Source organism: Halorhabdus sp. BNX81 (assembly GCF_029229925.1).
GTDB lineage: Archaea > Halobacteriota > Halobacteria > Halobacteriales > Haloarculaceae > Halorhabdus.
In genome coordinates, this window is record NZ_CP107254.1 from 1,622,836 (window position 1) to 1,644,807 (window position 21,972).

20 protein-coding genes are annotated in these 21,972 nt (G+C 63.6%); 14 read left to right on the forward strand and 6 right to left on the reverse strand.

Annotated features, from left to right (window positions below):
* Nucleotides 1-458 precede the first annotated feature (458 nt).
* Nucleotides 459-734 carry a PadR family transcriptional regulator gene (locus HBNXHr_RS08140; protein ID WP_275736743.1) on the forward strand — a complete coding sequence of 92 codons (276 nt, stop codon included), beginning with the start codon at nt 459-461 and terminating at the stop codon, nt 732-734.
* A 22-nt stretch (nt 735-756) separates the two neighbouring features.
* Here the strand turns inward: HBNXHr_RS08140 and HBNXHr_RS08145 are convergent, their stop codons facing one another.
* Nucleotides 757-1,086, reverse strand: a complete 330-nt coding sequence (locus HBNXHr_RS08145) for a hypothetical protein (protein ID WP_275736744.1) — start codon at nt 1,084-1,086, stop codon at nt 757-759.
* Between the two features lie 132 nt (nt 1,087-1,218).
* Between HBNXHr_RS08145 and HBNXHr_RS08150 the strand changes: the two genes are divergently transcribed.
* Nucleotides 1,219-2,136, forward strand: a complete 918-nt coding sequence (locus HBNXHr_RS08150; RefSeq protein ID WP_275881770.1) for an A/G-specific adenine glycosylase — start codon at nt 1,219-1,221, stop codon at nt 2,134-2,136.
* 14 nt (nt 2,137-2,150) lie between these two features.
* Here the strand turns inward: HBNXHr_RS08150 and HBNXHr_RS08155 are convergent, their stop codons facing one another.
* Together HBNXHr_RS08155 and HBNXHr_RS08160 are read right to left on the reverse strand one after the other, a co-directional pair.
* Entirely contained in the window at nt 2,151-4,067 is a 1,917-nt protein-coding gene (locus HBNXHr_RS08155; RefSeq protein WP_275881771.1) for an ABC transporter ATP-binding protein, read from the reverse strand.
* 112 nt (nt 4,068-4,179) lie between these two features.
* Nucleotides 4,180-4,443, reverse strand: a complete 264-nt coding sequence (locus HBNXHr_RS08160) for a helix-turn-helix domain-containing protein (protein WP_275881772.1) — start codon at nt 4,441-4,443, stop codon at nt 4,180-4,182.
* A gap of 141 nt (nt 4,444-4,584) precedes the next feature.
* On the opposite strand from HBNXHr_RS08160, the gene HBNXHr_RS08165 reads away from it, so the two are divergent.
* The 11 genes from HBNXHr_RS08165 (at nt 4,585) to HBNXHr_RS08215 (ending at nt 16,669) form a co-directional block, all read left to right on the forward strand.
* On the forward strand, nt 4,585-5,562 hold the full coding sequence (locus tag HBNXHr_RS08165) for a branched-chain amino acid transaminase (RefSeq protein ID WP_275881773.1): 978 nt from the start codon (nt 4,585-4,587) through the stop codon (nt 5,560-5,562).
* A 90-nt stretch (nt 5,563-5,652) separates the two neighbouring features.
* Nucleotides 5,653-6,231 (forward strand): NAD(P)H-dependent oxidoreductase, encoded by a 579-nt coding sequence (locus tag HBNXHr_RS08170; RefSeq protein ID WP_275881774.1) that lies wholly within the window; start codon nt 5,653-5,655, stop codon nt 6,229-6,231.
* An 85-nt stretch (nt 6,232-6,316) separates the two neighbouring features.
* Entirely contained in the window at nt 6,317-6,901 is a 585-nt protein-coding gene (locus HBNXHr_RS08175) for a YIP1 family protein (protein ID WP_275881775.1), read from the forward strand.
* Nucleotides 6,902-6,974: 73 nt separating this feature from the next.
* Complete coding sequence (locus HBNXHr_RS08180; RefSeq protein WP_275881776.1) at nt 6,975-9,170, forward strand: OB-fold nucleic acid binding domain-containing protein; 2,196 nt, start codon at nt 6,975-6,977, stop codon at nt 9,168-9,170.
* Between the two features lie 80 nt (nt 9,171-9,250).
* On the forward strand, nt 9,251-10,912 hold the full coding sequence (locus HBNXHr_RS08185) for a tRNA uridine(34) 5-carboxymethylaminomethyl modification radical SAM/GNAT enzyme Elp3 (protein WP_275881777.1): 1,662 nt from the start codon (nt 9,251-9,253) through the stop codon (nt 10,910-10,912).
* Nucleotides 10,913-11,046: 134 nt separating this feature from the next.
* On the forward strand, nt 11,047-11,265 hold the full coding sequence (locus HBNXHr_RS08190) for a hypothetical protein (RefSeq protein WP_275881778.1): 219 nt from the start codon (nt 11,047-11,049) through the stop codon (nt 11,263-11,265).
* Nucleotides 11,262-11,672: a PIN domain-containing protein gene (locus HBNXHr_RS08195; protein ID WP_275881779.1), complete on the forward strand. Its 411-nt coding sequence runs from the start codon at nt 11,262-11,264 to the stop codon at nt 11,670-11,672. The genes HBNXHr_RS08190 and HBNXHr_RS08195 overlap by 4 nt, the downstream gene beginning before the upstream one ends.
* Before the next feature lie 47 nt (nt 11,673-11,719).
* The gene (rqcH, locus tag HBNXHr_RS08200; RefSeq protein WP_275881780.1) at nt 11,720-13,837 is read left to right on the forward strand and encodes a ribosome rescue protein RqcH; all 2,118 of its coding nucleotides are present in this window, start codon (nt 11,720-11,722) and stop codon (nt 13,835-13,837) included.
* Between the two features lie 69 nt (nt 13,838-13,906).
* Complete coding sequence (locus tag HBNXHr_RS08205) at nt 13,907-14,974, forward strand: mRNA surveillance protein pelota (RefSeq protein ID WP_275881781.1); 1,068 nt, start codon at nt 13,907-13,909, stop codon at nt 14,972-14,974.
* A gap of 71 nt (nt 14,975-15,045) precedes the next feature.
* A complete protein-coding gene (locus HBNXHr_RS08210) occupies nt 15,046-16,203 on the forward strand; it encodes an ATP-binding protein (protein WP_275736756.1) in 1,158 nt (385 codons plus the stop codon).
* Nucleotides 16,204-16,264: 61 nt separating this feature from the next.
* The gene (locus HBNXHr_RS08215) at nt 16,265-16,669 is read left to right on the forward strand and encodes a PPOX class F420-dependent oxidoreductase (protein WP_275881782.1); all 405 of its coding nucleotides are present in this window, start codon (nt 16,265-16,267) and stop codon (nt 16,667-16,669) included.
* Between the two features lie 10 nt (nt 16,670-16,679).
* Here the strand turns inward: HBNXHr_RS08215 and HBNXHr_RS08220 are convergent, their stop codons facing one another.
* The gene (locus tag HBNXHr_RS08220) at nt 16,680-17,435 is read right to left on the reverse strand and encodes an MBL fold metallo-hydrolase (protein WP_275881783.1); all 756 of its coding nucleotides are present in this window, start codon (nt 17,433-17,435) and stop codon (nt 16,680-16,682) included.
* A gap of 109 nt (nt 17,436-17,544) precedes the next feature.
* Between HBNXHr_RS08220 and leuS the strand changes: the two genes are divergently transcribed.
* Complete coding sequence (gene leuS, locus HBNXHr_RS08225) at nt 17,545-20,238, forward strand: leucine--tRNA ligase (RefSeq protein ID WP_275881784.1); 2,694 nt, start codon at nt 17,545-17,547, stop codon at nt 20,236-20,238.
* 8 nt (nt 20,239-20,246) lie between these two features.
* Here leuS and HBNXHr_RS08230 read toward each other — a convergent pair whose 3' ends face one another.
* Both HBNXHr_RS08230 and HBNXHr_RS08235 read right to left on the reverse strand, forming a co-directional pair.
* Entirely contained in the window at nt 20,247-20,858 is a 612-nt protein-coding gene (locus tag HBNXHr_RS08230; RefSeq protein WP_275881785.1) for a TetR/AcrR family transcriptional regulator, read from the reverse strand.
* Nucleotides 20,859-20,996: 138 nt separating this feature from the next.
* Nucleotides 20,997-21,845: a hypothetical protein gene (locus HBNXHr_RS08235; RefSeq protein WP_275881786.1), complete on the reverse strand. Its 849-nt coding sequence runs from the start codon at nt 21,843-21,845 to the stop codon at nt 20,997-20,999.
* Nucleotides 21,846-21,972 lie beyond the last annotated feature (127 nt).

Genomic DNA, 21,972 nt, shown 5'->3' on the forward strand with positions numbered 1-21,972 from the left:
CCGCTGTGTCGCCCGGGGGTCACTGGTTCCCCCGAGCGGCGCTAAATATCGACTGAGGTCGGTACTTTTAAGTCCATCCATCGGTGATGTTATGATGACGCTTCGCTTGGAGGGCCGAAGCGTCAGCGGGGACCAATTCAGGGCGGCAAGCGTTCACGCGGGACTTTTCCCCGCGTGAACTGCTTTCCACTCTTTCGATACTCGGAAGCGATGTGTCCGTACCCTGGCCGATCCGATATATTCCTTAGACGACTACTCCGGTAACGTAACTTACCAGTCGTCTTGACGATACGGGATGGATATGATACCAGTTCACAAGATTTGGGTGATTACTCATATCTATTATCTTTTGAAGAGGTGAGGATCGGCGGCAATAGCGACGTGAAAACCGAACGTCTCGGTGAACGAAGCGGTATATTTATACCAACCCGATAATAATCATGATGTGGACTTTACCGATGTACGACCTGACAGGATTTCAGCGTGACCTCCTATATGTCATCGCGGGGGAGGAGGAACCGCACGGGCTGGCGATCAAGGATGAGCTTGAAGACTACTACGAGAAGGAGATCCATCACGGCCGTCTCTATCCCAATCTCGACACGCTTGTTGACAAGGGACTTGTCGAAAAGGGCCAGCGCGATCGGCGGACGAACTACTACAGTCTAACACGTCGAGGGCGGCGTGAGATCGAAGCACGAAGCGACTGGGAAGACCAATACATCGACCTGTAACGGAACCCACCGAACGCCCAGTTTAAAACTGGTAGCGGCGATCGTCCGGGTCGCCTTTCTGGGGGAACTGATTCGCGCTAGTCATCTCGTCGAATGTCATCCCAGAGAGGTATTCGTCGTAGGTGACGTCGTACCCACTCCGGAGGTGAAAATCGAGCGTCCCGGTCTCGACGGTGCTCTGAAAGAGCATGTGGACGGCACGCCGCAGGAGTTCGTCAGTCGACTCCGGCTGGAGTGCCGCTTCGAGCATCGCAAGCTCGTTGCGGGTCTCGCGGTCAAGATCAACGGCAATCTCCTCGCCCAGCGCACTGTACTCCGCAGTGACGTCCTCGGACAGCGCGTCGAGTGTCATATCCGAACCTGTCGATGGGTGGGCAAACTCCTTTCGGCTCGGCGGTGGGTGAGAGCGGATGCCGACCGACTCTCGCCGGGGGAACTGCCGGTGACGCCAGAGGTAAACGCCGGAATTGCCTACGACACGTCGATGAGTGAGGCCGCCGTGAATCTGCCTGCCGACAGAGATTCGATCCAGCGTGCGCTAATCGAGTGGTACGAGGCCGACCACCGCGAGTACCCCTGGCGCGAGACCGACGACCCGTACGCGATCCTCGTCTCGGAGGTCATGAGCCAGCAGACCCAGCTCGACCGCGTCGTCGACGCCTGGGCGGACTTCCTCGATCGCTGGCCGACGGCCGCGGACCTGGCGGCCGCCGACCGAGCCGACGTCGTCGCATTCTGGTCGGGACACAGCCTCGGGTACAACAACCGGGCGAAGTACCTCCACGAGGCGGCAAGCCAGGTCGTCGAGGACTATAACGGCGAGTTTCCGGACACTCCCGACGAACTGTCCGAACTCATGGGCGTCGGTCCCTACACCGCCAACGCGGTCGCGAGCTTCGCGTTCAACAACGGCGACGCCGTCGTCGATACCAACGTCAAGCGCGTGCTGTATCGTGCCTTCTCGATCCCCGACGATGACGCAGTGTTTGAGGACGCCGCGAGCACGCTCATGCCCGGCGGGGAGTCCCGGGTCTGGAACAACGCGATCATGGAACTGGGCGGCGTGGCCTGTGAGAAGACGCCGCGCTGTGACGAGGCGGGCTGTCCCTGGCGGGAGTGGTGTGACGCCTACGCGAGCGGCGACTTCACCGCGCCGGATGTCCCGACTCAGCCGAGTTTCGAAGGGAGTCGGCGACAGATGCGGGGGCGGGTGATCGCCGCGTTAAAGGAACACGATGACCTCGCGATCGATGACCTCGGGCCGAAAGTGCGGGTCGATTACGCGCCGGAGGGCGAGTACGGCCGCGAGTGGCTTCGAGATCTCCTCGAAGATCTGACTGACGATGGACTCGTCGAGACGAGTCAAAAAAGTGGCGAGACCGTGGCCCGTCTACGGCGATGAGCCTTCGTGGGGGTTCACTCGCCCTCCAACCCCTGCTGAGCGATGCGCTGGCTTGCCTCCTCGAGGAACTCCTCCGGCAGCGCGCCGATCTCGCCCGCCTGCACCCGCCAGAGGTTGGCGTAGAGGCCGTCCGCGTCGATCAGGTCGTCGTGGGTACCGCGCTCGACGATCCGGCCGTCCTCGACGACGAGGATCGTATCGGCGTCCCGAACCGTCGAAAGGCGGTGGGCGATGACGAACGTCGTCCGGTCGGCCGAGACGTCGTCGATGGACTGCTGGATCAGCAGTTCCGTCTCGGTGTCGACGGCGGAGGTCGCCTCGTCGAAGACCGTGATCGCCGGCCCCTGGAGCAGGGTCCGGGCGATGGCGACGCGCTGGCGCTGGCCGCCCGAGAGCTTGACGCCGCGCTCGCCGACCTCGGTGTCGTAGCCTTCGGGCATGTTGGTGACGAACTCGTGGGCCTGAGCGCGCTTTGCGGCCTCGACGACCTCCTCGCGGTCGGCGTCGAACGCGCCGTACTTGATGTTTTCGGCGACGCTACCGTCGAATAAGAAGTTCTCCTGGCCGACGTAGCCAATGGATTCCCGGAGGCTCGACAGTGTCACATCCCGGACATCGTGGCCGTCGACCCGCACCGCGCCCTCGTCGACGTCGTACAGCCGCAGGAGGAGTTTGACGAAGGTGGTCTTGCCCGCGCCCGTCGGCCCGACGAGGCCGACGGTCTCGCCCGGTTCGACGTCGACGTCGATGTCCTCGAGGACAGTCTGGGTCTCGTAGCCGAAGGTCACGTCGTCGAACTGGACGTGACCCTCGACGTCCTCGAGTTCCGTCGCGTCCTCGGCGTCCTGGATGTCGACGGGGAGGTTCATGATCCCCAGAATCCGCTTGGTCGAGGCGCGGGCGTCCTCGTAGCGGTCGATGATGGTGCTCATCTGGGCGAGGGGCTCGACCAGGCGCTGGGTGAGCAGGAGGAAGATCACGAGGGTCCCCTCCGAGAGATCGCCGGTCAGCGGGCCGGGTGGCCCCTCGAGGATCCAGACCCCGCCGACGATAAACGTCGCGACGAACGAGATGGAGGTCAGCGCCTGGAGGCCGGGCCGGTAGATGAAGTTCAACCGCAGTGCGAGCCAGTCGAGCCGGAAGTATTTGTAGGAGTGCTCGCGGACGCGTTCGTCCTCGTGATCCTCGGTGTTGGCGGACTTGATGACCTCGATGCCGTTGAGATTGTTCTCCAGGCGGCTGTTGAGGTCGCCGACGGACTGGCGAACCTCGGTGTAGCGTTCCTCGGCCAGTTGCATGAACCAGTAGGTAAACACGGCCGCAAGCGGGATGACCGCGAGCGTGACCACGGCGAGTTGGCCGTTGAACCAGAACAGAATGAGCGAGATGCCGACGATGAGGACGCCAAGCTGGATCGACTCCCCGAACATGTTGTCGAGAAAGCGCTCCAGTCGGTTGGTGTCGTTCGAGAGGATCGACATGAGTTCGCCAGTCTGGACCTCGTTGAAAAAGTCCATATCCAGGCGCTGCATCCGCTGGTAGGTCGCGGTCCGGACCTCATGCTTGACGCGATGGGAGAAGAGGTTCAGCGACGACGCCCGGACGAAGTTGAGGACGGCCTGGCCGATCATAAACACGGCCATGAGGGCGATCACGAACCAGAACTGATCCATCGTCTCGTTCGGGAGCACCGTCCCCGGAATCAGGGGCAGCGCGAAGGGTTCGCTTCGGAAGATAGCATCGAGCGCTACGCCGAGAAGGACAGGTGGGACGAGGGAGGCGAACCGGGAGCCGATCGACGCCAGGATTCCGACAAGGAACCATCGGCGACTCCCGTGGCCGTAACGCTGGAACAGCTGCCACAGCGGGTGTTCGACCGCGTCACGATATCGTTCGATGTACTCGATGTCCACGTGATCGTCTGTGCTCATTCTGGGTCAGAGAGACGCCCCTCTCTCCGAGCAGGCCCCCGTTAACACTTTCGCGACTCGTAGCCGCAGAATCACGAGCAATCGACCGGTTGAGGGGCGGAGACGAGAACACCTACATCGACATGAAGTCGACGCCGTCGATGTCGAGGCCCATCTCGCCGTCCCCGCGATCCCAGTCGTACTCGTTGCGGATGATCGCACAGAGCGTCTCGCGGGGTTGATCACTGTTTTCGACCACAGAGTCGGTCCGCTCCAGATATTTTCGTACTGTAGTCCGGGAGAGGTCGAGCGCCTCGGCGATCTCCGATCGGGTGGCACCGCGGGCTGCCCGGAAGACGATATCGGCGCGCGTCGCGTCGTCGATGGCCGCCGGCATGGATATATCTATGCAATACGAACAGATAACGGCGTCGAAGTCCGGATTCGAGGCCGATATTCGGCCCATTTCCCACCCGTATCTACGCAATTTGGGCAGATAGCCGAAATTACTTTCATCCATTCGGGATTCGCCACGGGCATGGCAGACGGGACAGGTCCGACTGGCTTCGAGGCAAAACGCGAGACGAACGACGCCCTTGACACCATCTGGATGGACGGGGAGTTCCGACCCTGGGAAGAGGCGACGATCCACGTCCTCGCACACGCGCTGCACTACGGGACGAGCGTCTTCGAAGGAGTCCGCTGTTACGAGACAGCCGACGGGCCGGCGCTGTTCCGGTGGGACGCCCACCTGGATCGCCTCTATGATTCGGCCGCCGTCTACGATCTGGATATCGGGTTCGACCCCGAGGAGTTGACAGCGGCGACAATTGAGCTGATCAAACGCCAGCAGCTCGATTCGGGTTACGTCCGGCCGATCGTCTTCTACGGCTACGACCGGCTGGGCGTGAGTCCGACGACGCCGACGAGGGTCCCCGAGCGGGTCGCGATTGCCGCCTGGCCGTGGGAATCATACCTGGGAGAGTCGGCCCTCGAGGACGGGATCGACGCCGGCGTCTCCTCGTGGCGAAAGTACGGCCACGACGCGATCCCGCCGACGGCGAAGACCACCGGCGCGTACGTCAACGGCGTGCTCGCGACCGACGAAGCGGCGCGCAACGGCTACGACGAGGCGATCGTCCTCAACGGCGAGGGCAACGTCGCCGAGGGCCCCGGCGAGAACCTCTTTCTCGTCGACGACGGCGAGGTCTACACCCCCGGACTCGCCGAGGCCGCGCTCAATGGAGTTACCCGGCGGAGCGTCATCGAACTCGCTCGCCAAGCGGGATACACCGTCCACGACGACGCCCGGATCGGCCGCGGCGAACTCTATACGGCGGACGAACTGTTCTTCACCGGGACGGCGGCCGAAGTGACGCCGATCCGGTCGGTCGACGGCGTCGAGATCGGCGGGGGATCGAAGGGGCCGGTGACCGACGACCTGCAAACCCGCTTTTTCGATCTCGTGTCGGGACCGATCGCCGATCACGAGGGGTGGTTCACGCGCGTGCGCTGACTCCAAGCCGGTGGTTCGCGTCGCGTTCCGATCGCAGCATCCCGTTCGCAACCACGAAAAACTATCACGCACGCGTCAGTGAGAGACACCATGAGCGAGACGCACGTCGTCGGGATCTGCGGCAGTCTGAGAGACGGCAGTTATACCCGAAAATCACTCCGAATCGCGCTCGAAGCGGCCGAAAACGCCGGCGCAAGCACGGAACTGCTCGACCTCCGGGAGTGGGAGTTGCCGGTGCTCGACGCTGACGCGGACGACGCGGGCGAGGCCGACGCGTTTCGCGATCGGGTGCGGGCAGCGGACGCGGTACTCCTGGGGACGCCGGTCTATCATGGCTCGTTCAGCGCGCCGCTGAAGAACGCCCTGGATTACTGTGGGTTCGACGAGTTCGAGCACACGACCATCGGCCTACTCGCCGTCGCCGGCGGGCGCTTCCCGATCACCGCCCTCGAACATCTCCGGACGGTCGGGCGCTCGCTGGACGCCTGGGTCATCCCACACCAGGTCGCGATCCCGCGCGCGTCGAGTGCCTACGAGGATGGTGACCTCGTCGACGAGGAACTCCGGGAGTGGATCGAAGTGCTTGGCCGTGAGGCCGTCGAGTACGCCCACATCGAGCCGGATCCCGCGTCCTTCGAGAGCGGCGAGAACGTTGGTGCCGACGATTAAGTAATCCATCCGGTTCGAGGGTCGCCGACCCGAGCACCTTGACGGGACCCAAACCGACAAAGCCCCCGGAGGACAACGACTGGTCGTGACGCAGTGGGTCGATCCGGCAGGGCACGGTCGCGAACGCGGACCGGTCGGGTTGTTCCGGGCGTGGATCGGGATACTGACCACGCCGCGCAAGTTCTTCCGGCAGGCTGTCGCGCCGGGCGATCAGGCACCGGGGCTGGTGTTTCTGGCCGTCGTCGTTGCGATCGAGGAGAGCGTGCGGTACGTGCTGGTCCCGGGTGCGGCGCCAGTCGTGGGAAACCGTCCGGTGGCGACGGCTGTGCTGGCTGTCCTGGTGACAGTCGTCCTGATCGCGCCGACTGGACTCCACCTGCTGGCGGCGATCCAGACCGTCCTGCTGTGGCCGGTGGCGGCGGATCGCGCGGGCATCAGCGAGACCGTTCAGGTACTCGCGTACGCCACTGCCCCCTGTGTGGTAGCTGGGGTGCCGTGGCCCCCTCTTCAGGTAGTAGCTGCCGGGTACGGCTCCCTGCTGTTGATCCTCGGCCTGTCGACAGTACACGATGTCAGTTACGTGGAAGGGACACTCACGGGCGTGATCCCCGTGGTGCTGCTGTATGGCGTCGCCTTCGGTGGGTTCGATGCGCTGAGCGCCGTCGTCTGAGCGGTGGTCTTCGACAATCAGGGCCAGCGACGTTTCGACAACCGTTTTAGGCCGGACCCGTTTGCTCACATCAATGGGTTCGTGTATCATCTGCGGTACGTCTGTCGAAGGGCACATCTGTGACATCCACGAGGAAGACGCGGTCTTCGAGTTTCGTGGGAGTACACCGGAACAGTTGACGCCGGGTCGATACTACCGCGGCACGGTCGACGGCTTCGCCGAGTTCGGCGTCTTCGTCGACATCGGCGATAGTGTCACTGGACTGTTACACCAGAGCGAGCTGGATAGTCGACTGGAGAGTCTCGACTGGCAACCCGGCGATACCGTTTACGTGCGCGTCACGAACGTGCGCGACAACGGCAACGTCGACCTCAGCTGGTCGATCCGCCAGGCCGATGAGGAATTCCGCGGCGTCTTGATCGACGATCCGGACGAGGATCACGAGTTGTTGCCCGAGGAGACAGACGAACCGATCGAAGAGGAATCGACACCCGAAGACAGTGCTGAATCAACCGAGACCGAGTCGACGGAATCGAAACCGGCTGAAGCGACTGCGGCCGGTGCCGTGCGGACGCGTGACGAAGCTCAGACCGGCGGCGGGACCGTCGGCGCGGAAGAATCTGAACCGGAACCAGCTACGGAGACATCGGTCACGAACGAGTCGGCGGAGGCCGAAGAAACTGCCGACACGGCAGATTCCGAGAGCGAACTAACCGAAACTGAACGCACCCCGGAACCACCGAGCGTCGATGTCGGCGACCTCGACGGGTGGGTCGGCGACACCGTTCGGATTACCGGCGAAATCGTCGACGCCCGCCAGACGAGTGGGCCGACCGTATTCGAACTCCGGGACGGCACCGGGAGTGTCGACTGTGCGGCGTTCGTCGAAGCCGGCGTCCGTGCGTACCCGAGTGTCGAGGAAGGTGCCGTTGTGCAAATCGACGGCGAAGTCCGCGAACGCCGCGGCGAGCTCCAGGTCGAGACCGAGGAACTGGAACTGTTCGACGAGGACAAACGCGAGGCAGTCCTCGAAGAGATCGAAGCGACGCTCAGCGAACGCGCCCGCCCCGACGAGATCGACCCGCTCGTCGACGACGAGGCGGTCGCCGCCGAAAGCGAATCGATCCGTGACGTCGTCGGCGAGATCCGGCGGGCTGTCCTCGAGGACCGGCCGGTGATCGTGCGCCACAGCGCGACGACCGACGGGTACGTCGGGGGCGCGGCGATCGAGCGCGCCGTCCTGCCGCTGGTTCGCGATCGCCACGACCGTCGTGACGCGGAGTATCACTACATCGATCGGCGGCCGCTCGAAGGTGACGTCTACGGCCTCGACGACGCGACCACCGACGTGACGCGGATGCTTGGCGACCGCGAGCGCCACGACGAGAACCTTCCCCTCCTGGTGTTCGTCGCCGTCGGCGGGACCGAGGAGTCCCTCGATGGGTTCGACCTGCTTGACGTCTATGACGCCCAGCGGGTGGTCATCGACACCGTCGCCGAACCGGCCATCGTCGAGGCTGTCGACGCGGCACTCGCCCCGCAGGCCGATGCAACCTCGATTGCCGTCGCCGACGGAACGACGCGTGGGCCGACCGCGAGCGCGCTTGCGGCGACGGTCGGTGCTCACGTCGAGGAAGACGTCCGACCCGATCTGGCGCACCTGCCGGCCGTGAGTTACTGGGGCGAAGTGCCCGACGCCTACGCCGAGGCTGCCGCCGAGGCCGGCTATGACGGGACGGCCGTCAGCGAGATCCGCGAGGCAGTTGCGCTCGAAGCCTACTACCAGTCCTACGAGGACAAACGCGAACTCGTCACGGACCTGCTCTTTGGCGGTCGCGAGACCACCGACGCCGACGTCCGCGGGCTGGCGAGTCACGTCAGCGAGCAGTTCCGTGAGAAACTCGACGTCGCCGTCGAAACGGCCCAGGAGAACCTCGACCGACGCAGTGTCGGCGACGAAACGATCGGCGTGCTCGACATCGATCGGTTCACCCACACGTATGACTTCCCGCCCGCCACGCTGCTGCTCGACGAACTTTACCGCCGGAGTGACGATCTGACGGCGATCGTCGGCGTCGACGAGGACGAACTCCACGTCCGGAGCGGCCACGAACTCGACGTCCGCCAACTCGTCGAGATGGCCGACGAGACCGTCGAAGGGGCCGACCTCGAACCGCTCAGCACCCGGTCGCATCGCATCGAGTTCCTCGCCGGCCAGCGCTCGACGGTCGTCGACGCCGTGCTCGACGCGATCGTCGACAGCATCTGATCGCGGCTGCTTTCTCTTCCGTTCGCTATCGCCCGTAGCGACACGCTTATTCGGGCGAAACGGCGACGTTGAGCCACGCAATGAGCACCGACGCGCCCGAGGCAGTCGAGGATCCGTTCGAACGCGCCTGCGAGGAGTTGATCGACCGGATCCTGAACGGCGATCTCGACCGCGACGGCCTCGAAGCTGCCAAGCGGGACGTCTGCTCGAAGCACTCCTCGCCGACGGTGCCGAAGAACTCGGATCTGCTCGACCGTGCGCCGGACGGTCGCCGCGATGAGCTGGCGGCCGTCGTGCGCCGCAAGCCGATGCGGACGGCCTCGGGCGTCTCGCCCGTGGCGATCATGACTTCACCGGAGAATTGCCCGCACGGGAAGTGTCTCTACTGCCCGGGCGGGCCGGATTCGGAGTTCGAGAGTGCCCAGAGCTACACCGGTCAGGAACCCGCCGCGGCCCGCGGGGTGCAAAACGACTACGACCCCTACGGACAGGTGACGTTGCGGCTCCACCAGCTCCGGAAGATCGGTCACCCGATCGAGAAGGTCGAACTCATCCTGATGGGCGGGACGATGACCGCCCGTAGCCACGACTATCAGGAGTGGTTCGTCAAGCGGGCACTCCAGGCGATGAACGAGTACGATCCGAATTGCGATCCCGAGCCCTCCGAAACAGAGAGCTTCGCCCAGGACCCCGAAGCGTATGACTTCCGCTATCTGGAAGATGTCATCGCCGACAACGAGACGGGATCGATCCGCAACGTCGCCACCACCTTCGAAACCAAGCCCGACTGGTGTGGCCCCGAACAGGTCGACCGGATGCTTCGGCTTGGCGGGACGAAGGTCGAGGTCGGCGTCCAGACCACCTACGAGTCGATCAACCGCGAGATGCACCGCGGTCACGGCGTCGACGCGAGCATCGAGGCCAATCGTCGTCTTCGGGACGCGGGGTTCAAGGTCGGTTTCCACATGATGCCGGGCCAGCCTGGCATGACCGAGGAGATGGTCCGGGAGGACTTCCGGCGGCTGTTCGAACGGCCCGAGTGGCGGCCGGACTACCTCAAGATCTATCCGACGCTCGTCGTCGGCGGGACCGTCACGTACGATATGCATCGCCGCGACGAGTTCGACCCCCTCACCAGCGAGGAGGCCGCCGAACTCGTCGCGGACGTCAAGCCGATGATCCCCGAGTACACGCGCCTCCAGCGAGTGCAGCGCGATATTCCGGCCCCCCTTATCGAGGCTGGTGTCCAGAAGTCCAACCTCCGCCAGCTTGCCCGCAAGCGCATGGAATCGCGTGGCGAGTCGTGTTCGTGTATCCGGTGTCGGGAAGTCGGCCACAGCGACGAGGAACCCGGCGACGTGACGCTGGACGTCGAGAAATACGAGGTTGCCGGTGGTACGGAGCACTTCATCAGCTTCGAGGATCGCGATCGAGATCTACTAGTCGGGTTCGCACGTCTCCGGTTCCCCGGCGAGGTCGTCCGGCCGGAACTCGAAGAGGCGGCTGTCATCCGAGAACTCCACGTCTACGGCAGCGAGATCCCGATCGGCGAGGCAGGCGAGGACGGCAGCGACTGGCAACACCAGGGCTACGGTCGTCGGCTCATCGAGCGCGCGGAGGAACTCGCCGCCGACGCCGGATACGGGAAGATCGCCGTCCTCAGTGGGATCGGCGCGCGCGAATATTATCGCGAGCAACTCGGGTATCGCCAGGACGGCCCGTACGTGAGCAAGCGGCTGTAATTCAGTTTTTGTCCAGGAGCGGAGCACGTCGCTGTGAGATTCGATTCGTTCCACGCCAGCAGCTACTGGGTGGGGAAAGGCATATGATGTCTGTGCGTGAATATACATGCACAGGTGATTGAGCCATGCCAAACATGACGATCCGCGTTCCTGACGACCTGAAAGCGTCCCTCGACGAACACCCCGAGATAAACTGGAGCGAGGTGGCCCGCCAATCCATGCGGGAATACCTCGCCCGGCTGAACGTCGCCGACGAGATCGCCTCCCGGAGTGAACTGTCCGAGGAAGACGCCCGCGAGTTGAGCGAGGACGTGAAGGCGGACATCGCAGCCCACTACCGTGATGACGAATGAAGCTGGTCTGTGATACGAACGTCGTCTTCTCCGCGTTGATCGCCGGCGGGAAAACCCGCGAGTTGATTCTCAGTGACCGAACCGATCTCTACGCGCCGGAGTTCTTCTTCACGGAACTCGACAACCATCGAGCGGAAATCCAGGAGAAGTCCAAGCTCCCGGGGGACGACCTGGACTTGCTACTCGCCATGTTGTTCGAGGAGACGGATATCGTCCCACGTGAGGAATTCGAACCGGAACTTCAGAAAGCACGCCACCACATCGCCGGAGCCGATCCCGACGACGTTCCGTTTCTTGCCCTCACCCTTCATCTCGATGTTGACGTCTGGAGCGACGATAGCGACTTCGAGGACCAACGAGCCGTCACCGTCTGGAAGACCCACGACCTCGTCGAGCGTTTCGACTGAGCGACCACGAGCGACACGCTTACCACGCGCGCCCGACCAGTCCGGGCATGGACCGCAAGCGGGAACTCACCAGCGTGGACTGTGCCGCACTCGCCGGGGAACTCCGGGCGTTCGTCGGCGCGTACCACGAGAAATCCTATCTCTACGACGACGATCTGCTCCGCCTCAAGCTGAGCGGCCCGAACTTCGGCCGGATCGAACTGCTGATCGAGGTCGACGACCCCAAGCGCGTGCACACGATCACTCCGGATCGGGTTCCCAACGCGCCCGAGCGACCGCCGAACTTCGCGATGATGCTCCGGAATCGGCTGGAGGGTGCACAACTCGAGAGCGTCGAGCAGTTCGAGTTCGACCGCATCCTCCAGTTGCGCTTCGAACGCAGCGACGACCACACGACGATCATCGCCGAGCTGTTCGGCGACGGGAACCTCGCCGTGCTCGACGAGACGGACACCGTCATCGATTCGCTGGAAACCGTCCGGCTGCAATCCAGAACAGTCACGCCGGGCTCTCAATACGAGTTTCCGTCGGCGCGGTTCAACCCGCTCACCGTCGAGTACGAGACCTTCGTCGAGCGGATGCGACAGTCAGACGCAGACGTAGTGCGGACGCTGGCGACTCAGCTCAACTTCGGCGGGCTCTACGGCGAGGAACTCTGCTCGCGGGCCGGCGTTCCCTACAACCAGGCCATCGAGGAGACCACCGACGCGGAGTTCGAGGCACTGTACGACGCAGTGAATGACCTCTCGACACGACTCCGCGAGGGCGATCTCGACCCGCGACTCTACTTCGAGACGGACGACCAGGAGACGCCAGTCGACGTGACGCCGGTACCGTTGGTCGAGTACGAAGAGAAGCCGAGCGAGCCCTTCGACTCGTTCAACGACGCCCTCGAAGCGTACTTCCTCGGTCTGGAACAGGAGCCCGACGAGGAGGAAACCGGATCGAATCGACCGGACTTCGAGGCGGAGATCGAGAAGCAAAAGCGGATTATCCAACAGCAGGAAGGGGCCATCGAAGACTTCGAGGAAGACGCCGAGGCCCAACGCGAAAAAGCCGAACTCCTCTATGCGAACTACGATCTCGTCGACGAGGTGCTTTCGACGGTCCAGGACGCCAGAGCGGCCGAAACACCCTGGGACGAGATCGAGGCGACGCTTTCGGCCGGCAAGGACCAGGGGATCCCGGCCGCCGAGGCCGTCCGCGATGTCGACGGCAGCGAGGGGACAGTGACGGTGCAGATCGACGACCACCACATCGAACTCGACGCCGATACCGGCGTCGAGAAGAACGCCGACCGCCTCTACCAGGAGGCAAAGCGCATCGAGGGCAAGAAGGCCGGCGCGGAGGAGGCGATCGAGAACACCCGCGAGCAACTTGAGGCGGTCAAACAACGGCGTGAGGAGTGGGAAGCCAGCGACGGGGACGATGGTGACGAAGCGGACGGCGAGAGCGAGGAGGGAGCCGACGTCGACTGGCTGACTCGCGAATCCATTCCGATCCGGACGAGCGAGGAGTGGTACGAACGGTTCCGGTGGTTCCATACCAGCGATGGCTTTCTCGTGATCGGCGGCCGAAACGCCGACGAGAACGAGGAACTCGTCAAGAAGTACCTCGATCGCGGCGACCTGTTCTTCCACACCCAGGCCCACGGCGCGCCGGCGACCATCCTGAAGGCGACCGGGCCGAGCGAGGCCCCACCCGACGACATCTCGATCCCCGAGTCCAGTCGCGAGGAGGCCGCCCAGTTCGCCATCTCCTACTCGACGCTCTGGAAGGAGGGCAAATATGCGGGTGACGTCTACTGCGTCGGCCCCGACCAGGTCACCAAGACGCCCGAGAGCGGCGAGTATCTGGAGAAGGGGAGCTTCGCCATCCGGGGCGATCGAACCTATTACGACGACACGCCGGTCGGCGTGGCTGTCGGGATTACCTGCGAACCCGAGACGCGTGTGATCGGCGGCCCGCCGAGCGCGATTGCGGGACAGGCCGAGACTGCGATCGAAGTCGAACCGGGGCGGTACGCCCAGAACGACATCGCCAAGCGACTCTACCGGGAGTTCAAGGGCCGTTTCGCCGACGAGAGCTTCGTCCGGAAGGTCGCCAGTCCCGACCTGCTCCAGGAGTTCCTCCCGGCAGGTGGCAGCCGGATGGTCGAGGAGTGAGGGCGTCAAGAGAGCGCGCTCCGACGACGAACCAGCAGGCACTTACTCGCCGCACGCTCACTCCGAGACATGCGCATCGCCGAGCGGGAGCGCGTCGAGGGCGGTCGCGAGCGCCTGACGCTCGTCCCCGAGAGCCTCGACGACCTCTGGCATCTCACCTACGTGATCGAGCCGGGCGACCGGGTGGCCGGCGACACGACGCGCCGAATCCAACGCAACGACGACCAGATGCGGGACACGGGTGGCGAGCGTGAACACATCTGGGCGGCCCTCGACGTCGAGGACGTCGAATTCGCCCGCTTCGCTGATCGGCTCCGGGTCAGCGGCGTGATCGACGACTGTTCGCGGGAGGATCAACTCGGCCAGCATCACACGATCAACGTCGAGCAACACGACGAACTCGACGTCGAGAAGACCTGGAAGCCCGACCAGATGGATCGGATCGAGGAGGCCGTCGAGGCGACCGACGTCCCGGACGTTGCCATCGTGACCGTCGAGGAGGCCCAGGCGTACGTCCACACCGTCGAACAGTACGGCACCGAGGAACGGGCGTCGATTGCGGGGCCGACCGGGAAGGGCGAATACGCCAGACCCCGTGAAGAGTTGTTCGGGGAACTCACGGACGTGCTCAAGCGAACGGACGCCGACGCGATCATCCTCGCCGGCCCGGGTTTCACCAAGCAGGACGCGCTCGCCTACATCGAAGACGAGGCACCGGAAGTAGCTGACTCGATCCGCACGGTCGATACAAGCGCCGTCGGCGATCGGGGCGTCCACGAGGTGCTCAAGCGCGGGGCCGTCGAGGAGGTCCAGGAGGAAACCCGCATCGCCGAGGAGGCGACGCTGATCGACGAGTTGATGGAACGGATCGCGACCGGCGCGAAAGTGGCCTACGGCCCGGATCCAGTGTCTGAGGCCGCCGAGTACGGTGCCATCGAGCACTTGCTCGTCCTCGATGAACCGCTTCGCCGGGCGCGTGGCGACGGCGACCAGTGGGACATCGATGTCGATCGCGCCATCGAGCGGACTGAGCAGCAAGGCGGGGACGTGACCGTCTTCTCACGGGAGTTCGATCCGGGACAGCAACTCTCGAATCTCGGCGGGATCGCCGCGCTGTTGCGATATCGCCTGAATTAGTGATAACGAGCTTCCAAAACGATTTTTTGATGTGGGTGTGATGCTAAGCCGACGGAGTATACTCACCCGAAATGTCATTCGAGAACCAGCCGGATTTCGCCAGCCAGGTTGCCGATCTGAATCGATACGGTCAGGCACTCAATAGTTGTGAGAGTGTCGACGAAGTCGTCTCGCTCACACTGGAAGCGGTGTCGCTGTTGTTTGATTTTCCCTACGCAACGTTCGTCGTGGTTCGAAACGGACATCCGGAAGTCGCAGACAGTACGAACCCCCACTTCGATCCAGGGGACGAGTCGACGCCGGTGGTGACCCAGGCCATCGACACCGGCGAGACGGTTCGTCGGACGGGAGACGAAGCCGGTGTGGTTGAGGATTCGGACGTAACGGCTACGCTTGCCGTCCCGGCGAGTATCGTCGACGAGGTCATCGTGGTGCTGGTCACACGAGCGACATCGGTCGACGAGATCGGCGCCGAACACGCCGAACCGCTCGAAATTCTCGCCTCCCACGCCGCCACCGCGATCAGTAACATCCGGTCGAGAGAACAACTCGAACGCGCACGAAAGGATCTCGAAACCCGCAAGGAGATGATCGAGCTGTACGACCGGCTCCTGCGACACGACCTGGGCAATGATCTGCAAGTGATCTCCGGATTCACTGATTTCGTCGCGGACAGCGTCGACGGTGAAACCCTGGAGTACGTCGAACGCATCAACCACGCGGCCGAGGACGCGGCCGACCTCATCGAACGCGTCGGAGATCTCGTCTCCACGCTGGAGGAGGCCGACGAACCCGAGCCCAAATCACTCCGGCGAGAACTCGAAGAGACAGTCTCGACTGTCGACACACAGTACGACGATCTCACTGTCGAGTTCGACCCCGCGGACTTCGAATGCCAGGTGTACGGTGGTGATCTACTCGATTCGGTGTTCACGAACATCCTCTCGAACGCGGCGATCCACAACGACGAACCCGTAACGGTCTCGATCTACGCTGAGGAAGTGAATGCGGATGCGGTGGTCGTCGGCCTGGCTGACGACGGTGCCGGCGTTCCCGGGGAGATCCGCGACGAGATCTTCGAGATGGGGCGAAAGGGGCCGGACAGCGAGGGGACCGGTCTGGGGCTGGGATTCGTCCGCGCGTTGACCGAATCCTACGGTGGGACGGTCGAACTCCGTGAGAGCGACGCCGGCGGGGCCGACTTCCGGGTCGTTCTCGAGCGCGCCTGAGGGGTGCGTGGCTGACACCCGCGGCGATACTGTTAATCTCCAGCGACGACAACGCCCGGCTATGGCGAGCATTCCCGCCGCGTTTCAGGACCTCTTCGAGAAACGGACCTTCGCCCATCTGACCACGATGACCGCAGACGGGAAGCCACACACAACACCCGTGTGGGTCGACTACGACGCCGACGACGACCGGATTCTGATCAATACCGAACGCGGGCGACGCAAGGAGCGGAACGTGGCCCGCGACCCGACAGTTTCGGTGAGCATGACAGACCCGGACAACCCCTATCGGTTCCTGTCGGTGACCGGCGAAGTCGAATCGACGACGACCGAGGGCGCACGTGAGCACATCGACGCGCTCGCACAGCGATATCTCGACGAGGAGGAGTATCCGACACCGATCGAGACCGAGCGGGTCATTCTTCGGATCAGCGCTGTGGAAGTCATCACGGGTGACGTAGAGTGACCCGCCTGGCCTACAACTCGGCGGTCAACCCGTCGCGAGCGACGGCGACCGCGCCGTCGTAACGCTCGCGAACCGACGCGACCATTTCCTGATGACGACCGTCAGTGTGGGGATAGAGGTGCGTGAGATATAGCGTCCCAACAGTAGCGTCGGCTGCATCGAGGGCTGTCCCCAGTGACGCAGGCGTCGCGTGGTTGTCCGTCTCGATGTCGTCCGGGAACGAACAGTCGTGAACCAAAACCTCGGCCCCGTCGGCGACGGTGAGAAATTCGGGAACCGCCACGGTGTCGCCGCTGAAGACGACTGCGGGACGGTCAGTGCCGGTCGGCGAGAGTCGGTAGCCAAAGCCGGCCATCGAGTGGTGGATCTCCCGCGCCGAAATGTCGAAACCCGCGAGCATCGTCTCACCGACCTCGATGTCGGCCACCGTCGGCTCGACGTGTTTCCGGAGGTAGCCGTGGATATCGAGGAGTTCGTCGAGGAGGGATTCGGTACCGGATGGGCCGACGATCCGGAGCGGCGGGGCGTCAGCCAGCCAGCGGGCCTTCAACAGGGGTAGTAGATCCGCGACGTGGTCGAGGTGGTGATGGGTGAGAAGGACGGCGTCGAGGTCGGTGTACCCTGAGTCGGTCGCTGCCAGCGCGTCGAGGATACCGCTCCCGCAGTCGATCAGCAGTCGGTTGCCGTCGGCTTCGAGCAACAGTCCGGTCTGGTTGCGGTCGCCGGTGGGCATGGCACTCCCCGTCCCCAGAAACGTCAGTTGCATACTCGTGGGTGCGCCGACGAACACAAAAGCATTCCCGGGACTATGGGGGCTATTTGAGGAGATCGTCCCGCAAGTTTTTGTCTCGACTCCGGTAAGGACGAGCAAGGAAATGTCTCACCGAGATCGGTATTCCTCCCAGGCAGTCCAGGAGATCTGGCAGTTCGAGTGGGATCGCAAAGACATCTACGAGTGTCCACCGGACGCCGAGAATCCGACGTACGTTCTCGGCATGTTTCCCTATACGTCCGGGAACCTCCACATGGGCCACGTCCGCAACTACGCGATCACCGATGCCTACGCCCGGTATCGGCGGATGTGTGGGGACGATGTCCTCCAACCGATGGGCTGGGATGCGTTCGGGTTGCCCGCCGAGAACGCCGCCGAGCGCCAACTGACGGACCCCCAGTCCTGGACGGAGACCTGCATCGAGGACATGCGCGAGGAGATGGAGGCGATGGGGTTTGGCTACGACTGGAGTCGGGAGTTCACGACCAGCGACCCCGAATACTACCAGTGGAACCAGTGGTTCTTCGAGCGGTTCTACGAGGAAGGGCTGGTGGAGTACGAGGCTGCCGCTGTCAACTGGTGTCCGAACTGCGAGACCGTGCTGGCGGACGCCCAGGTCGAACCGGCACCCGACGAGGACGACCACGATCACGACGCCGGCGTCGACGGGCCGGTTTCGAGCCAGGGTGTCTGCTGGCGGTGTGAGACGCCGGTCGAGACCCGTGAACTCGACCAGTGGTTCTTTTCGATCACCGACTACGCCGAGGAGTTGCTTGCAGGCCTCGACGAACTCGACGGGTGGCCAGAGAGCGTCCGGGAGATCCAGCGCAACTGGATCGGCAAACAGGACGGGGCGAACGTGACCTTCGAGGTGCCCGAGTACGGCACCGTCGACGCGTTCACGACCCGTCTGGATACGATCTACGGCGCGACCTTCCTCGCCGTCTCGCCGGGTCACGAACTGGCCCGTAAACTGGCCGCGAAAGACGATGCAGTGGCGACGTATCTGGACGGAACGCGGGGACGATCGGAAGCCGAGCGGCGGTCAACGGCGAGTGGCGTCGAAACCAGCGTCCGCGCGATCCACCCACTGACCGGCGAGGAGATGCCGATCTACGTCGCCGAGTACGTCCTCGACGACGTGGGGACGGGGGCTGTCATGGGCGTGCCCGCCCACAACGAGCGCGATCACGCCTTCGCGAGCGAACACGACCTGCCGATCGAGCCGGTCCTGAAAGGCGATACCGACGAACACGACTTCTCCTCGGCCGCCGATACCGGCGAGGGCACTCTCGAAAACAGCGAGGCGTACGACGGCCTGGACACCGAGACGGCCCGCGACCGATTGCTCGCCGACCTGGATGTCGCCGAGTCCGCCGTCACCTATCGGCTGCGGGACTGGCTCATCTCCCGGCAGCGCTACTGGGGGACGCCGATCCCGGTCGTCCATTGTGAGGCGTGTGGCCCCGTCCTGGTTCCAGAGGACGAACTCCCGGTCGAGTTGCCCGAGTACGAACCGACAGCAGGGAACCCGCTGGCCGAGAACAGCGAGTTCGTGGAAACGACGTGTCCGGAGTGTGGCGCGGACGCCCGCCGGGAGACCGACACGATGGACACCTTCGTCGACTCGTCGTGGTACTTCCTGCGATTTCTCTCGGCCGCACAAGCGGACACGCCGTTCGACACGGACCAGGCAGCCGAGTGGCTGCCCGTCGACGTCTACGTCGGCGGCGAGGAACACGCCGTCCTCCACCTGCTTTACATCCGGTTTTTCGCCCGCGTGCTCTCCGATCTCGGTCTCCTCGAGGAGAGCGAGCCCGTCCAACGACTCGTCAACCAGGGGACGGTACTGCACGGCGGCGAGAAGATGTCGACGGCGAAGGGGAACGTCATCACGCCCCACGAGTACGGCCCGGAGACGACCCGATTGTTCGTCCTCGGGGCCGCTCACCCGCGCCAGGACTTCGAGTGGACCGCCAAGGACGTGAGTTCGGCCTACGATCTCCAGCAACAGCTCTACGAGATGGTACAGTCGTTCGTCGGGCGCGAAAGCGATCGGGGCGAGCGCGAGCCCAGAGACGACTACCTCGACCGGGAGATCGACCGGACGATCGCCGCAACGACCGAAGAGTTCGACGCGTTCCGATTCCACCGGGCGATTTCGGAGATTCGATCGCTTGCGGGCGTGCTCGGACAGTACACCGAAGTGGGGCCAGTCCACGAAACAGTGTATCGACGTGGACTCGAGACGATTGCGGCGCTGATCGCGCCGATCACTCCCTATCTGGCCGAAGAGCTCTGGAATCTGCTACGATGTGACGGGCTCGCCGCCGAAGCCGACTGGCCACAGCCGGCGGCGGCGGTCGGCGACTACCGGATCGAGCGCTCGCTGATCGAGACGACGCGGGCCGACGTCCGGGACATCTGTGAGGTTGCCGGGATCGACGACCCCGAAGCGATCACGTTGGTCATCGCCCCCGAGTGGAAGTACCGCGCCTACGAGACAGTTCGGAGGGCCGATCCCGAGAGCGCGGTCGTCAGCGAGGCGTTCGAAGACGACCTTGTCGCCGACCACCGGGACGTAGCGGGGCCGTATCTCGCCGACTTACAGGAGCGTCGTCGGTCGCTGGAACCCGTGCTTGAACCGACCACTGAGCAGGCGGTCCTGGAACGGGCGGCGTGGCTGCTCCGAGAAGAGTTCGACGCGTCGATCAGCGTCGAGACGGCGGAAGCGACGCAAGACGCTGACCTGGCCGAGCGTGCCGATCCCGGCAAACCCGCGATCCACATCGAGTGAGCGGCTGGTTAGTCCTCGGCGACATCAGCCAAAAGCGTCGTCTCGACGTACCGGTCGAGTTCGCGACGAGTCTGGTCGAACAGTTCCCACTCGCCCAGCGTGACACACCGATCGAGCGTGCCGTACAGTGTCGAATAGAGGAAAGCAGCCGTCCGATCGGCATCGACTTCGACAAAGGTTCCTTGTTCGATACCGGCCTCGATCGTCTCGGTGAGCTCGGCGACGATGAGCGCGTCCGAGCGTTCGAATTGATCCCGATATGCCGGGTTGTGCGGCGTCTGGGCGCGCATCTCGAGCAGCGCCTGGAAGAACTGTCGCTGTGCCTCGTCCGGATCGGACGGGGCGAGTTTCTCGAAGAGCGCGGTCAGTCGCTGTCGGGGTTCTGTCATCTCGGTGTCCTGCAGATCGGCCTCGAGTCGATCGAGTAAATAGGCCAGAAAGTCCGCCAGGAGATCGTCCTTGTCGTCGTAATGATAGTACAGCAGCGACTGACTCTTCTCGAACTCCTCGCCGATTCTGGAGATGGTTGTCCCGGCGTACCCGTGGGCACACAGTGCTCGATAGGTCGCCGCCATGATCTCCTCGTCGGTCGAGTCCGTCGTCTCGAACCACCCGGTCACTGTATCACCCCCTGCCACGGTTGTGGTCGCCGGTCACGGAACCGTTTCGAAGCGGAAATCGGCTTCCGGTCGGCGTCCGTCCGGGTCACGGGATGCCGACCGATCGGGTTCGTGGCGACAGCAGTCGCCGCAGGTAACTCACTCATGGATGTTGGGGCGATGTTCGACGGCGTTCGGACACCGTGAGGTGGCAAACGACCGAAGCGTCTCGGTCGCGGACGACTGTGGGAGTGGATCCAAAAGCCCCCGGAGACGATCCGGATCGCCGACAGAGACGACATCACTAGCCGACCACTTGCCGGGCATCGTCTCGGCGACGACATCCGTCTGGTCGTCGGCAGGAGACTGTCCGTCAGGTCGCCAGCGAGCGATCCCGAGTGCCGCGCCGGCTTCTCGGAGCGCCGATCGCGAATCCGGGTCGCTACCTCCCAGCAGTCCGGCGATATCACCCGCCGTCGCCATCACGATCGGATCGATCGGGACCGAGTCCGGCGCTGAGGAATCCTCGGCCCGTGTTTCTTCCAGTCGGCTCCACAAGGAAGCAAGCCGTTGACTCGCGTCCGAGAGTGAATCGAAACAGGCCTGCCGGACTGACGGGTCACTTTTGACGGATCCCATCGCCGTGTACGCGAGCGAATGGAGATAATCGCTGGTCAACAGCGCCTGGTCACGGTCCAACGCCCCAGTGTCGAAGCCGGCCGCTTGAGCGTTAGCTACTGCCTGTCCGTAGACGAGTTCGACACTCGTTGCTGCCGGGAGGATGTCCTCAATATCGATGTCCGCCGAACCAGTCTGTGCGCCCACGACGAGCCACTGGCCACGGATCCGGTCCGACATCTTTCCAAGCAATGTACGTGCATCGTCGACGAGGGCGTCCGGTGCGCTCGGCAGGACAGATCCGAGATGATCGTCGACTGTCTCGCCGATCACACCCGGATCGAGTGGATCGGACGAGCGCATGCTACCCACTGGCGTATTGTTCCCCATGCCGATAATTGAACGGTTAGTCAATGATCAATCTTTGGATTTTATGTATCAGCTGTTCGCGGAGACGGGGGGTAGGTTCGAAGCTCGGGTGCTGAACTCCCGAGAAAGCGGAACTATTTGAACGAAC